We start from the raw sequence: 14,179 nt of genomic DNA, 5'->3' as shown, positions 1-14,179 counted from the left end.
TGTATCTTTTAACATATAAGATACAAACTTTCTATATTTACTATTGAACTGTTCATCCTTCACTTGAATCGATTAAGGTAATGAGTTAATGTATCTAACTCAACAGAAAATACATCCTTTGTCCCCAATTGATCTTCTGTTTCATCAACAACTTTCGCAAACTTATTATATAAGCGATAAATATAATGATGGTGTCGGTAAGCATAAAATCTCACTTCACTTACTTCATTTTGTTCACTAAGTATTTGATTACATGTCCGTTTAAACAATTCAACAAACAGCCTACTGCTATGAAATTCTTTATCTAATAAAGCACAATCTATAAAAATAGTCTGATTGTCTTCAAAGTTATTTTCTGGAGTTCCATAAGCATAACTAATTGCGGCAATAATTTTGTCTTGATGATACCCATACATTAATATATTAGTATCTCTAATCATCATATAAATGACTTCTAGTGCATCGCTTACTTTAAATTCATCTGCAAATAATTTTCGATTCCTAAAAAAAAAGTGTGAAAACTTCTCATAATCATCCTCTGTTACACATCGGATCATCTGAATATTATTTTCCCTAGCACTATTCGTCAAAATCAGTCACCCAATTTCCTTTTTTAATAACTGGCACAAGCGTCCCATCCATACATTCACCATTAATTTGTAAATGTTCCGAACCAATCATTAAATCAAAATGAATGAAACTACTATTAATACCCTGTTCATCATACTGTTCAGGCTGAATAAATTGACCATCTTTTAATCCAGTGGTATAAGCGTGACCTATTGCAATATGGCATGATGCATTTTCATCAAAGAGTGGATGATAATATAGAAGATTACTTGTTGAAATCGAAGAGTGATGTGGAACTATCGCTACTTCCCCAATATACTTTGCACCCTCATCAGTATTTAAAATTCTTTCTAAAACCTCATAGCCTTCTTTTGCAGAAAAAGAAACAATTTCTCCTTCTTTAAAAGTTAACGAAAAATCGCGTATTAATTGACCATCATAATAAAAGGGTTTCGTACCTTTAATAATGCCATTTACACCATTTTTAAGAGGAGTCGTATATACTTCTTCTGTAGGTAAATTACTTATAAAAGTATTTCCGTTCAAATTTGTAGCTAATGCGTTAGCCCAAACATGATTCTCTGGTAATTCAATCGTAAGATTCGACTGTGGAGTAGTAAAATGCAAATAGCGGAAATGTAGAGTATTTAACCAAGCTGCTTTCTCAGTTAAAGTGGCAATATGATTGTTCCATGCTAGCTTTGGATTAGCTTCATTGATTTTAGTTGCCTGAAAAATCGCTTCCCACAATTGGTGTATAGCTTGTTCTGAATCAACATTTGGAAAAATCAACTTTGCCCATTTTTTCGTCGCAACAGCCATCACTGTCCAACTAACCTTCATACTCATTAAGCGATTATTAAATGATTGAAAAGCTTGACTCGCTGCATGTTCAGCCAAGTCCAAACGTTTTGGATCAATTCCACTTACATTATTACTATGAGGGGATATAATGTAGAGAAAAGCCGCTCCGTTGTCAGCCATTTTTTCAAACCCTCTTACTAGCCATGGTTGTATATTCTGCAATGCTTCTTCAGACATTAGTTCATATTCAATACGGGTTAATTCTTCATCAATCCAATGCACATAAACATAATGTGCTCCCTGTTTATAAGCACTTCTGCATACCTTTCTTACGAAATCAGATGCTGAAATCGAAGCATTAATAACGAGTGTTTGCCCTTTTTGAATATTGACGCCAACACTTACTGCTATATCTGCATATGTTTCTAATTTTCTTTCAAAATCATTCATTTATATCCTCACTTTCCAAACGCCACGACATATCTCTATACTACATCATACACTTAATATCATTAAATATTTATCAGCTGAAAATTTCAAATAGCTTACAAGGAAAACCAAAAAAAGGCGCCCCAACAATGATTGAAAACTACTGTTGAGACAACCTTCTACCACTAATTACTTACCAAATCCTTTTCTGTCGCCTTTTCCCCAATTAGGTGGTACTGGATACACAATAACTCCCCCCTCATAAACATTCACATTAGAGAAATTTTCTCCACCAATTATTATAATCAGCAAAGGTTAAAATAAGGTAAAATAGTCACCTTTTTTGAAAAAATTTACATTTTTATAAACCAAAATACCTAACTATAAATCTACTTAATATGTGTGAAAGTGTAAATCTTAATCAAAAAACTACAAAATAACATGAGTCATTTTTGTCTGTATGATTTTTGCTAAAAGACATTCCTATGAATCAACGTTAAAGCTAGTTAAACAAAAAGACTAAAAAAGGTAATTTATACGCTTCTTCAGTCTTTATTAATTATCTTAAACTATTACTATTTAACCGCTTCTACTTCTTCAGCAGTAAATACAACTCCTAAAATAATTTCGGCAGTAGCATCAGCAGCACGTACTAAAGCAGCCTGTAATCTGTATGTGAAAGTACCAATACCAGGTTGATCAACAGCAGTAAAAGTAGTAGTTGCAAAATCAAAATCTGTATTTGAATATGTTGCCACAATACGATTAGTTGCAACCTCCACAATTTGAAATCTAAATAATGTTCCACTTAGTGGGTTAGATAAAACAGTAGAGTTGTTTGTTTCAGAACTAATTGAAGCCAAAAATCTTACTTTATCTGATGCTTCATCAAGAGTAATATTTAGAGTAGAAAGTGGTAAGAATGTTGGAGGTGATGTTGCTGGTTGAAATAATGTTGGTAATGGCGAATTATTCGTACCAACAATAAATTGAGAGATAACACCTACCTCTTCCTCTTTCCTCTTACAACAACATGGTCTAGGAGAACAACAAGAACAATGTGATCTCATCTATAAAACTTCCTTTCCTATCGAATATACTACAATGATATGAAAGTTTTATAGAACAGATTGTATACATGTCCTATCAATATTTAAAATGGATGCAAATTCAATCTATTATTTTCAAAGATAGTGATAGCATGCAGATGTAACCTACGAAGAAAGCCTATGTAACTCCACGCTTTACATAGGCTGTTACAAACTATACTTTATATACTACTAAAAATAGTATATTTACATCATAGTTAAACCACCATTTACTGATAAAGTTTGTCCGGTCACATATTCGGCTTCATCTGAAGCAAAATAAGCTACGGCATTCGCAATATCTTGTGGCTGAGCTAAACGGCGAAACGGAATGGCTTTTTCTAAAGCAGCCGCAATTCCTTCATTATAAGACCCTATTTCCTGGAACAATGGAGTATCAGCAGGACCAGGAGCAATACAATTAATATTTAATTTATGTCGAGCCATTTCTCTTGCTAATGTTTTTGTAAAAGCAATTACTCCACCTTTTGCAGCTGAATAAACAGCTTCTCCACTTGAGCCAACTCTACCAGAATCAGAAGCAATATTAATCACTTTGCCATAGCCATTCTGAATCATTAATGGTAATATTTCTTTGCAAGTATGCACTTGTCCCATTAAGTTAATATCAATAATCGTTTTCCATGTTCTCGGTTCACTTTTCAAGAATGGTTCAATTTTATCCCATCCTGCATTATTTACTAAAATATCGATTCTTTCAAACGTTTCTAATGCTGTAGCTACTGCTACTTGTACACTTTCTAATTTCGTTACGTCACAATATACAGCAATTGCTTCTACCCCATTCTCTTGAAGCATTGCAACGGTTTCTTTGGCATTATCAATATTCACATCACTAACGACTATATTCATAGATTTCAAGGCTAAGGTTTTCGCAATCTCCCGTCCGATTCCGCGTCCCGCTCCTGTAATAAAAGCTACTCGTCGATTCATAATAACCCCTCCATTTTCTATTGTTGTACTTGTTCATTCATTTGCTCTATAATCATTTCTCTTAAACGAAACTTTTGAATTTTACCACTTGGAGTACGAGGAAAATCTTCCACAATTTCTACATGTTCAGGCCAATATTGTTTGGCTATTCCTTTTTGCATTAGGAAATCTTGTAGTGTTGATAAAGTTAGGGGAATTGCACCTTGTTTCATAGCAATATAGGCACAAGCTTTTTCTTGAAGTCTTTGATCTGGCATCGCAATAACTTGCGCAACAGCAATTTCAGGATGTTCATAGAGTACGTTTTCAACATATGCTACCGGAATATTCTCTCCTCCACGAATGATAATGTCTTTATTACGACCCACAATCCGAATATAGCCATCCTCATCCATCACAGCACGATCACCTGTTCTAAACCATCCATCATAATACTCTTTCATCGTATCCTCCAAGCGTTTCAAGTAACCTACAAACAATGCTGGACCTTTGCAAAGTAAATCACCTTCTTCAAAAACATCACATTCATTGCCATCCATATTCACTACTTCCACTTCCATTCCAGGAAACGTAACACCATCTGTACTCGTCAATTTCTCAATTGAATCATCCAACTTTGTCAAAGTCACTAGCCCATTTTCCGTCTGACCCCAACCAGCTAAAATTGCAAAATTCACCTTTTCTCTTGCTTCTTTCACTAATGGTCTAGGAAGTGGAGCTCCTAATGCAACGAAGGCACGTAAAGATTCGGTATTAAAATTCTCCAAGCCTTTTAACTGAATCGTATCTTGAATAAAAGGAGTAGCACCTGCTGTATAGGTAATGCCTTCTTGCTCTACTAATTCAAGAAACTCAGTCGGATTCCAAATATCTTGATAAACACCCGTTCCAGCGATATGAGTCGGTAATCGTACTCCATATCCAAAACCCGTTTGATGAGCAAAAGTTGATGCCATAAACATAACATCGTTAGCAGTTAATTGAAGGCGCTCAATCCAATAATTTGTTGAGACACATAAAGTATTATGAGTATGCAATACACCCTTTGGACTGCCCGTAGTACCCGATGTAAAAATGATTTCTGTAATATCATTTGGATCAAGAATAATTCGATCTAATAAACTAGAATCTACTATTTCTTCCCAAGGTTCTTCTAATAATGATGAGAATGATTTCATATTTGTAGGTATTTGTTCTCCCAATACATAAGCATGTTCGACTGTCGTCCATTGCGGCATTAATTTATCAATCATTGCTGGGTAATCAAATCCTCGAAATGTATCTGGAACGACAATCATTTTAGATTCAGCCATCGAGACCATATAACCAATTTCTCGCTCTCGATAAATTGGAATTAACGGATTACTAATAGCCCCTATACGTGTTACAGCATAATGTAGAATAATAAATTCATTCCAATTCGGAAGTTGAAATGAAACAACATCATCTTTACTTATTCCAATCTGCAATAAACCTAAAGCCACTCGATTAACTAGTTTTCCAAGCTCTCTATACGTGTAACGACTTTTCCAATCAATAATGGCTAATTTATCTGGATATGAATGAATAGCATCATTTAAATAGTCAATAATAGTACGATTGGGCCAAATATGATTATATTTCTCCACATATTCTGGAGTTAATATACTTTCTAATTTCATAGCTTTTCCTCCTTATTTTCGGAACTTCTTGAAATCTACAGGCCGTTTTTCTATAAATGCATTCTTACCCTCTTCTGACTCCGGTGTGTTATAAAACATAGCTAAACTGCTCATCGAAAGCTGAGAAATACCTTGGATACTTGCGCTATCAGCGTTGAAAGAATATTTAAGCATTTTTATAGCTGTCGGGCTTTTTTCAACAATTTTCTCAGCCCACTCTTGTGCTGCTCGTTGTAATTCCTCAGGTGGTACAATCTTGTTTACAAGCCCCATTCCCTTAGCTTCTTGCGCACTATATTGCTCACATAAATACCAAATTTCTCTTGCTTTCTTTTCACCAACGATACGAGCTAAATAAGCAGAGCCAAAGCCAGCATCATAGCTGCCGACCTTCGGACCACTTTGCCCGAACTTTGCTGTTTCTGAAGCAATGGTTAAATCACAAATTACATGCAATACATGTCCACCACCAATCGCAAATCCATTAACGGCGGCAATGACAGGTTTTGGGATATTACGAATTGTTTGATGTAAATTCTCTACTTCTAAACCAATACCTCCTCCTAATCCACCTCTATAGTCATACCCACCTTCATTCCCTTTTTCTTTTTGATCGCCTCCTGTACAAAATGCTTTCTCTCCTGCCCCTGTTAAAATAACAGCACCAATGCGATTATCATCCCACGCATCACGGAAAGACCAAATTAATTCTTCAATTGTACGAGCCCGAAACGCATTATACACTTGTGGACGATTAATCGTAATTTTTGCTACACCATTATTCTTTTCATATAATACATCTTGTAATTCCATTTACTTTTCCTCCTCATAATCTTAATAAGATCGATATTCCTTACCAATTATGTCTTTAGCAATTACCATTTGATTAGCTTGTGCTGTGCCATCACCAATTTCTAACCCTATGACATCTCGTAATCTCTGTTCAAGCGGCAGTTCTTTCGTATACGCATAATGACCATTTAAGAGTAAGCATTCATGAATGGCTTCCACACTATATTTAGGTCCTAACCATTTAACGGAAGCAGATTCTTTGGAATGCTTTAGTCCTTGATCACGAAGCCATAAGCCCCTATATGCTTGCCACTTCACTAATTCTAATTGCGTATAATGCGTAACGATTGGAAAGGACACGCCTTGGTAGGTTGCTAACGGTTTACCGAATGAATGCCTTGCTTTCACATGATCAATTGTTTCGTCTAAGCTTTGGAAAGCAGCTCCAACACATTGCAAGCCAATCAGTAAACGACTTAAATCAAATCCATTCATCACTTGAGCAAATCCTTTATTCTCTAGACCTATTAAATTCTCTTCTGGAACTGCTACATCACTTAAATAAATCGAACCACGACCTATTGGAATATTCCCCATATCCTCATATCCGCGACATTCGACGCCAGAAAGATCAGCAGGAACAATAAATGCACTAATTCCACGATTGCCTAGCTCAGGATTGGTTTTAGCAAAAATGATAAAGGCATCTCCAACTGTTGCTACACTAATCCCAGACTTCTCACCGTTTAAAATATACTCATTTCCTTTATGTACGGCTGTTGTTTGAATTCCGCCTGCATCCGTTCCAGCGGAAGGCTCCGTTATTGCTATACCTACTATTTTTTCTCCACTTGATATTTTCGGAAGCCACTCTTGCTTCAATTCTTCATTCGCATGATTAGTAATTATTTCTCCTATTAATGCATTCAACATAACAGCATAAGTTAAGTTAAAATCTCCTCTACCAATTTCTTCAGCTGCAATACCAGTTGTGACACAATCAGCACCACTTCCACCATATTCAACTGGAATACGTAAGCCATTTATGCCTAGTTCTCCAAGCTTTCTCCATAAATGGCGTGGTGTAATTTCTTCTCGATCCCATTTCGTATAGTTTGGAAGTAACTCTTTCTTCGCAAAATCTTGTAACATATTTCGAAAATACTCTTGCTCATCTGTGAATGAAAAGTTTAACACTGTTATTCCTCCTTGCTTATTTCTTAATTAATAATAGAAGCAAGAATTGTGCCAATATATATTTACCGTATTAATCATGATTTCTCGTACTTTTTTTTCGCATAAATAATAAACTTCGCAAAAATGCGAAACAGAATTGCGAATAAAAAAAGCAGTAGTCTATTTCAATACTATTACTGAAATAGACTACTGTTTTATGAAGCTGACATGTTACTCGGAAAGAAATTATTTACTTGATCAGTTATATTATTATCATTTTTATCGAAAAAAGTATAAATAGGATTCTTATAAAGTTCTTCTACCTTCATTTAATTAATTCAATTGATATTTAGCTATTTTCCTATAAAGACTCGCAATATGTATTTTCAATGCATAAGCTGCTTTTGTTCGATCTCCATTTGCTTCTTGAAGTGCTCTTTGAATAGCTGCCTTTTCTGCCCGTGAGACCTCCTCTTCTAATGAAAACAAAGGAGCCTCTTTTGTTTCCTGATGATTGGAAATACTAGTAGTTTTAATACTATCACTTAAAGAAAGGATTTCACCATTAGCAATATACATCGCTCGTTCAATATAGGCCTTTAATTCACGGACATTTCCAGGCCAATCATAATGTATCATCCATTCTCGTAATCTATCATCCATACCTGTGACTCTCATACCAAATTGATTATTAAAATCATTAATAAATGCATGAGCTAATGGAATAATATCTTCTTTTCGTTCTCGAAGTGAAGGGATTTGCAGGTCAAATACATATAATCGATAAAACAAATCTTGTCTAAACTTCCCTTCCTGTACAAGCATTCTTAAATCACGATTTGTTGCAGCAATTATACGAATATCTACAATTCGATTACTTGTCCCTCCTACTCGTTCTACTTCTCTCTCCTGTAATACACGTAGTAATTTCCCTTGCGCTTGAAATGGTAGTTCCGAAATTTCATCTAGAAATAACGTTCCTCCTTGAGCTAATTCGATCTTTCCAGGCTTTCCTTCTTTCCTCGCTCCGCTAAAGGCTCCGGCTTCATAGCCAAAAACTTCTGACTCAAATAATTCATCTGGAATAGCTGCACAATTAACCGCTACAAAGGGATGTTGCTTTCTTGTGCTTAACCCATGAATCGCTTGAGCGAATAACTCCTTACCTGTACCACTTTCTCCAGTTAAGAGTACAGTAGAATTACTCGTTGCAATACGAGCTGCAAGTTCTTTAATGCTTTCCATCGCTGGACTTTCTCCTAGAATATCATCAAAACAATAGCGATGCTGATATGTATTACCATTCGTCTTACTTTTTGAGTTAAAGCTACCCAAGAAAGCCCTTACATCTATTTGTTCTATGTCTTTACCACGAATAATAATTCGATAATAAGTATTATCACTTTCTTCTGATACTCTAATTAAGCAGGCATCTCCCAAAACCATGCCAAAAATAATATTTCTTTTCTTTCTATGAGTTGTTCCTTGAATTACTACATTAAGTGCTAAACCTATATAAGCCTCTTTATTTATTAAGAAACTTTGACAAAAATCCGCATTCATATCCTGGATAATCCCACGATGATTCACTACAAGAATACCCCAATCATCTGTAAGCCTTAATTGTTTATTCATAACCATCTCCAATAATTATTAATTTGGTAAAATGAAAATAACAACCTGTCCCTTGATTACTTCTTGCTCATCTTGATTCATACAATGAACCTTCATCGTCACCCAATGTCTCTCTTTATTTATATCAATAATCTCTAATTCTGCTGTAATATTATCGCCAATATGTACTGGATGGTAAAATACTAATTCTTTTTGCAAAAGTATACAAGCGTTTCCTGGTAGCCTATCACTAATCACTTGATTTACTAATCCTTCCGTTAATAGGCCTGGAACAATAGGATGCTTAAAGTGTTGTTTCCAACCATCTTCATCGGCTTGATACACTTCGTTATAATCGTTTGTAATTTGATTACATAAGACTACATCTTCATTACTAAATACTCTTCGTAAACATGCCCTCTGTCCGACACATAATTGTTCAATTGTGTAGCTCATTCTACACCACCTTTACTGATATTTATTTGTAAAAAAAGATGATTGAATGAATATCATTATACTCTCTCAACCATCTTTTTTGAATATTCTAACTTCTAAGAACGAACTAACTTAAATGCACCTGTTCCTTTGGCGATTAAATTACCTTGTTCATCTGTTAATACGCCTTCAGCAAAGGCTGTTTTATAGCCATTAGAAAGGATTGTTGCCGAAGCATACACATCTCCTTCTGATACAGACGCTATATACTGTGTGTTTAAATTCAATGTCAAACAGCGGCAATCAATAACAGAGCGAATTTGCATGCATTGGATGAAATCTAGAATCGATGCGATTACGCCACCATGCAATGTTCCATGTGTATTCTTTAAGTATTCCATTACTGAAATCTTTATAACAACATTTCCTTCTTCAAACTTAACAACACTCAATCCTAAATGAAGAAAAAAAGGACATTGCTCAAACTCTAGCTGTATATCTTCGAGTGTCAATTTTGTTTTAATCATTTTGCTGTAAATTCAGGCTTTCTCTTTTCAATGAACGCACCTGTCCCTTCTTGTTTATCTTCTGTTGAGAATAACACAGCTTGCGATAGACGTTCAATCATTAAGCCTGTCTTCATATCTACATCAGCACCTAGATGAATAGCAATTTTCGCTAATTTAACAGCCAATGGTCCTTTCGCTAAAATTTGTCCCGCAATTTCTTCCACTTTCGCCTGTAACTCATCTAATGGGACTATCTCTGAAACTAAGCCAAATCGTTCCGCATCATATGCAGAAATAAACTTGCCTAGCAAAATCATTTCAATTGCTTTACCTTTACCCATAAGACGCGTTAGGCGCTGCGTTCCACCAGCGCTTGGAATAATTGCTAAATTCAATTCTGGTAAACCTATTTTTGCATGCTCTGCCATTACACGAATATCGCACGCTAAGGCCAACTCACAACCACCTCCAAGTGCTAAGCCATTAATCATAGCAATCGTCGGCTTCTCATAGGATTCAATATAATCATATATTTCTTGCATACCGCCTGGCTTTAATACATCGAGAGCTTCACGGGCGTTCAATTGATTAATATCTGCCCCAGCAGCAAAGGCTTTATCTCCTTGACCTGTAAATACCACACAACCAATACCATCATCCGTCTTCAATTCTTCAAGGGCTGAAAAAAATTCAGTAGTTGTCTCCTTGCTCAAGCGATTTCTCACTTCTGGTAGATTAATAATGATATAAGCTATGTTCCCTTTACGTTCAACTAAAATCGTTTCATATCTCGCCATCATACTCACTCCCTTATTAAACATTACGTAAATTTTCGATTAAAATAGCCATTCCTTGTCCACCACCAACGCATAGTGAAGCAATACCATAACGTCCGCCTCTTCTTGATAGTTCATGCATAAGTGTGACTACAATACGAGCACCTGTAGCTCCAAGTGGATGACCTAAGGCAATTGCACCACCATTTACATTTAGTTTATTTTTATCGATTCCTAATTCTCTTTGTACAGCCACAGCTTGTGAAGCAAAAGCTTCATTCACTTCAAATAAATCAATGTCATCTATTGACAAACCGGTACGCTCTAATAGTTTCTCGATAGCTGGTACAGGTCCAATTCCCATAATTTCTGGTGAAACACCAACAGCCGTCCAATCAATTATAGCTGCATGTGGCTCAATCTTTTGGAACTTTGCTTCCTCTTCTGACATAAGAAGCACTGCCGCTGCACCATCATTACGTCCGCAAGCATTACCGGCTGTTACTGATCCGTCTTTCCTAAATGCTGGTTTTAATGATGCAAGCTTCTCAATCGTCGTTTCTGGTCTAGGATGTTCATCCGTTTCCACAACTACAGTTGAACGTTTCTCTTGAATGACTACTGGTACAATCTCTTCACGAAAACGCTCTGCCTGCATTGCTCGATGGGCACGTTGCTGACTTTCGATGGCAAACGCATCTTGATCTTCACGTGAAATATGATACTTAGTAGCCACATTTTCTGCAGTCATTCCCATTCCTAACTGATGACCGTACTTCTCTTGTGGTTGCTGTCCATTTTCCAGATTTGAATCTACTAGCGTCGTTTGATCGCCACCAAATCGTGAACCACGAATAAAAATAGGAGCCCTACTCATGTTTTCAGTACCACCAGCTACCACAATTTTTGCTATACCTGATTGGATTTGTTGCACAGCAGAAGCAATTGCTTGCATCCCTGATGCGCATAGTCGATTCACGGTAAAAGCTGGTGCAGTTTCGGGAATTCCCGCTCGAAGTGCTGCTACACGAGACACATTTGAAGACTCGGATGTTTGACGTACTTCTCCCAGAATCACTTCATCAACACAAGTAGGAGAAAGACTTGCCTTCTCTAATACACCTTCAATTACCCTTGATGCTAAAAAACCAGATTGAACATTTTTTAATACGCCACCATATCGACCAATTGGCGTTCGAACTCCTTCAACAATTACAATCTTTTTATTTTCCATGAATTAACCCACCTTCGATTTATACTGTTATACCTATTCTTTTACCAGTTGCATCATAATCGTAGAATCCTTTTCCTGTTTTTCTACCAAGCTCGCCTTTCTCTACTTTGTCCGTAACAGTAGCTGATGGTTTTTCATTTTCATCGCCACTTTCTTTGAATCGTTGCATTCGTACAGCATAATTCACATCTAATCCTGTTAAATCCATTAAAGCAAATGGCCCAATAGGATGACCTAGTGCTTTTGTTACAGCTACATCAATTTCTTCAAAGGAAGCATAACCATTCTCATATAGGAACACCGCTTCATCCATTAGCTTCCCAAGAATGCGATTAGCGATAAATCCCGAAATCTCCTTCTTTAAAAGAACTCCTTTTTTCCCAATAGATTCAACAAAAGCCATACTTATTTCAGCCGTTTCATCAGATGTATGTGGACCTTTTACTACTTCTACTAATTCCATGACCAAGGCTGGGTTGAAGAAATGTATATTACATACTTTTTCTGGACGACTCACCGATTCAATTAATTTAGAGGAAACAATTGTTGAACTATTCGTTGCCAAAATTGTATGCTTTGGTACTAGTTGATCTAGTTGGTTAAACAAAGCTTGTTTTGCTTCTAAATTTTCCACAATAGCTTCAATGACTAAATCCGTATTTTTCAATTCTGCTAGTTCAGTTGTGAACATTAATTTTGCAAATGCGCTTTCAACTTCCTCTTCTGTAAATCTACCTTTTTGAATACGTTTTGCCATTTGTTCATGTAAAAAAGATTTCGACTTATGTAAACTTTCTGGAGTAATATCTTGCAGCACTACAGAATACCCACTTAATGCTGTTACCATGGCAATTTGTGATCCCATTGCTCCCGCACCTACAACACCAATTCGCTTCAATTTATTTGTCATCTCATTTACCTCCTATATCAATATCAATATTCGTCCAAAACATTTCTTGAAATAATTAATCGTTGAATTTCATTAGTTCCTTCATAAATCTTTGTAATTCGTGCATCTCTATAAAAACGCTCAATTGGATAATCCGATACATATCCCATTCCACCATGAATTTGTACCGCTTTATCAGCTACTCGATTAAATACATCAGATGCAAAAAGTTTAGCCATCGAAGATTCTTTAACAGCTTTTTTCCCTTCATCAATTAAATATGCAGCTTTATATGTCAACATTCTGGCTGCTTCTGTTTCTGTTGCCATGTCTGCTAGCATCCACTGAATAGCTTGATTAGAAGCAATCGGTTTACCGAATTGAATACGCTCTTTTGCATAAGTTGCTGACATTTCAATTAACTTATCACATGACCCCACTGACCTAGCCGCTAAACCTATCCGACCTTCACCAAGAATTTTAAGTGCAGCCATATACCCCATTCCTACTTCACCAATGACGTTTGTATCTGGAACTTCACAGTTTTCAAATATTAATTGTGCCGTATACGAACCTCGTAATCCCATCTTCTTATCTTTCTTTCCTACCACAAAACCAGGAAATCCTTTTTCAACAAGAAAAGCAGTAATACCACCTTTCGCTCCCTTTTCCTTATCTGTAACAGCAAAAACAGTGAAAACATCCGCTACTGGCGCATTCGTAATAAAATGCTTTGTTCCATTTAAAATCCATTTGTCTCCTTGCTTCTTAGCACGAGTTGATAGATTTGTAGCATCTGAACCGGCTCCTGGCTCGGAAAGTGCAAATGCTGCAATTTTATTTCCAGCTGCAAGATCTGGTAAATACTTATTTTTTAGATAGGGGGAAGCTAGGCGCACCAAGCCCGTACTACCAATACCAGTATGAGCACTTATTAAACTAGTAAACCCATTATGTGTACGACCTAATTGTTCAAGAACAGTCGCTTTTCCAACCATTCCTAAACCAATTCCACCGTATTCTTCTGGAATGCTCATTCCGAATAAACCAAGCTCTTTAATTTGTTCAATTAAATGTTGTGGAATCGCATCTTCTTCTTCGATTTGTTGTGCATAAGGCTCCACTTCATTCTCAACAAAATTTCTCACCATTTGTCCCATTTGTTCAATTTCTGCATTTACTGTTGTAAACATACATATTACCTCCTCCATTTATTTACTTAATCACTAATGCAAGGTTCATGCCAAA

At 36.2% G+C, this 14,179-nt stretch carries 14 protein-coding genes; all 14 read right to left on the bottom strand.

Annotation, left to right across the window (positions count from 1 at the left end):
* Positions 1 to 59 precede the first annotated feature (59 nt).
* Positions 60 to 590: a hypothetical protein gene (locus tag TX86_RS06120; protein WP_052343557.1), complete on the bottom strand. Its 531-nt coding sequence runs from the start codon at positions 588 to 590 to the stop codon at positions 60 to 62.
* The gene (locus TX86_RS06115; RefSeq protein WP_042347231.1) at positions 580 to 1,824 is read right to left on the bottom strand and encodes an aminopeptidase; all 1,245 of its coding nucleotides are present in this window, start codon (positions 1,822 to 1,824) and stop codon (positions 580 to 582) included. The genes TX86_RS06120 and TX86_RS06115 overlap by 11 nt, the downstream gene beginning before the upstream one ends.
* A gap of 554 nt (positions 1,825 to 2,378) precedes the next feature.
* Positions 2,379 to 2,873 (bottom strand): hypothetical protein, encoded by a 495-nt coding sequence (locus tag TX86_RS06110; protein WP_052343556.1) that lies wholly within the window; start codon positions 2,871 to 2,873, stop codon positions 2,379 to 2,381.
* A gap of 225 nt (positions 2,874 to 3,098) precedes the next feature.
* Complete coding sequence (locus TX86_RS06105; RefSeq protein ID WP_195892867.1) at positions 3,099 to 3,845, bottom strand: SDR family NAD(P)-dependent oxidoreductase; 747 nt, start codon at positions 3,843 to 3,845, stop codon at positions 3,099 to 3,101.
* A 17-nt stretch (positions 3,846 to 3,862) separates the two neighbouring features.
* Positions 3,863 to 5,506: an AMP-binding protein gene (locus TX86_RS06100; protein WP_042347225.1), complete on the bottom strand. Its 1,644-nt coding sequence runs from the start codon at positions 5,504 to 5,506 to the stop codon at positions 3,863 to 3,865.
* Positions 5,507 to 5,518: 12 nt separating this feature from the next.
* Entirely contained in the window at positions 5,519 to 6,319 is an 801-nt protein-coding gene (gene menB / locus TX86_RS06095; protein WP_042347224.1) for a 1,4-dihydroxy-2-naphthoyl-CoA synthase, read from the bottom strand.
* A gap of 21 nt (positions 6,320 to 6,340) precedes the next feature.
* On the bottom strand, positions 6,341 to 7,495 hold the full coding sequence (locus tag TX86_RS06090; protein WP_081707582.1) for an acyl-CoA dehydrogenase family protein: 1,155 nt from the start codon (positions 7,493 to 7,495) through the stop codon (positions 6,341 to 6,343).
* A 312-nt stretch (positions 7,496 to 7,807) separates the two neighbouring features.
* Positions 7,808 to 9,109, bottom strand: coding sequence for a sigma-54 interaction domain-containing protein (locus TX86_RS06085; RefSeq protein WP_052343555.1), 1,302 nt, complete (start codon positions 9,107 to 9,109; stop codon positions 7,808 to 7,810).
* A gap of 18 nt (positions 9,110 to 9,127) precedes the next feature.
* Positions 9,128 to 9,544, bottom strand: a complete 417-nt coding sequence (locus TX86_RS06080) for a hotdog family protein (RefSeq protein ID WP_042347222.1) — start codon at positions 9,542 to 9,544, stop codon at positions 9,128 to 9,130.
* Positions 9,545 to 9,639: 95 nt separating this feature from the next.
* The gene (locus TX86_RS06075; protein WP_042347220.1) at positions 9,640 to 10,050 is read right to left on the bottom strand and encodes a PaaI family thioesterase; all 411 of its coding nucleotides are present in this window, start codon (positions 10,048 to 10,050) and stop codon (positions 9,640 to 9,642) included.
* Positions 10,047 to 10,832: an enoyl-CoA hydratase/isomerase family protein gene (locus tag TX86_RS06070; RefSeq protein ID WP_336469853.1), complete on the bottom strand. Its 786-nt coding sequence runs from the start codon at positions 10,830 to 10,832 to the stop codon at positions 10,047 to 10,049. The genes TX86_RS06075 and TX86_RS06070 overlap by 4 nt, the downstream gene beginning before the upstream one ends.
* A 13-nt stretch (positions 10,833 to 10,845) precedes the next feature.
* Positions 10,846 to 12,042 carry a thiolase family protein gene (locus tag TX86_RS06065; RefSeq protein ID WP_042347214.1) on the bottom strand — a complete coding sequence of 399 codons (1,197 nt, stop codon included), beginning with the start codon at positions 12,040 to 12,042 and terminating at the stop codon, positions 10,846 to 10,848.
* A gap of 19 nt (positions 12,043 to 12,061) precedes the next feature.
* The gene (locus tag TX86_RS06060; protein ID WP_042347212.1) at positions 12,062 to 12,952 is read right to left on the bottom strand and encodes a 3-hydroxyacyl-CoA dehydrogenase family protein; all 891 of its coding nucleotides are present in this window, start codon (positions 12,950 to 12,952) and stop codon (positions 12,062 to 12,064) included.
* Between the two features lie 23 nt (positions 12,953 to 12,975).
* On the bottom strand, positions 12,976 to 14,124 hold the full coding sequence (locus tag TX86_RS06055; RefSeq protein WP_042347209.1) for an acyl-CoA dehydrogenase family protein: 1,149 nt from the start codon (positions 14,122 to 14,124) through the stop codon (positions 12,976 to 12,978).
* Between the last annotated feature and the right edge of the window lie 55 nt (positions 14,125 to 14,179).

The organism is Bacillus massiliigorillae (genome assembly GCF_000380245.2).
GTDB lineage: Bacteria > Bacillota > Bacilli > Bacillales > DSM-1321 > Bacillus_AD > Bacillus_AD massiliigorillae.
Note: the sequence above shows the minus strand (reverse complement) of the source record. Positions and strands in the feature narration are given on the sequence as shown.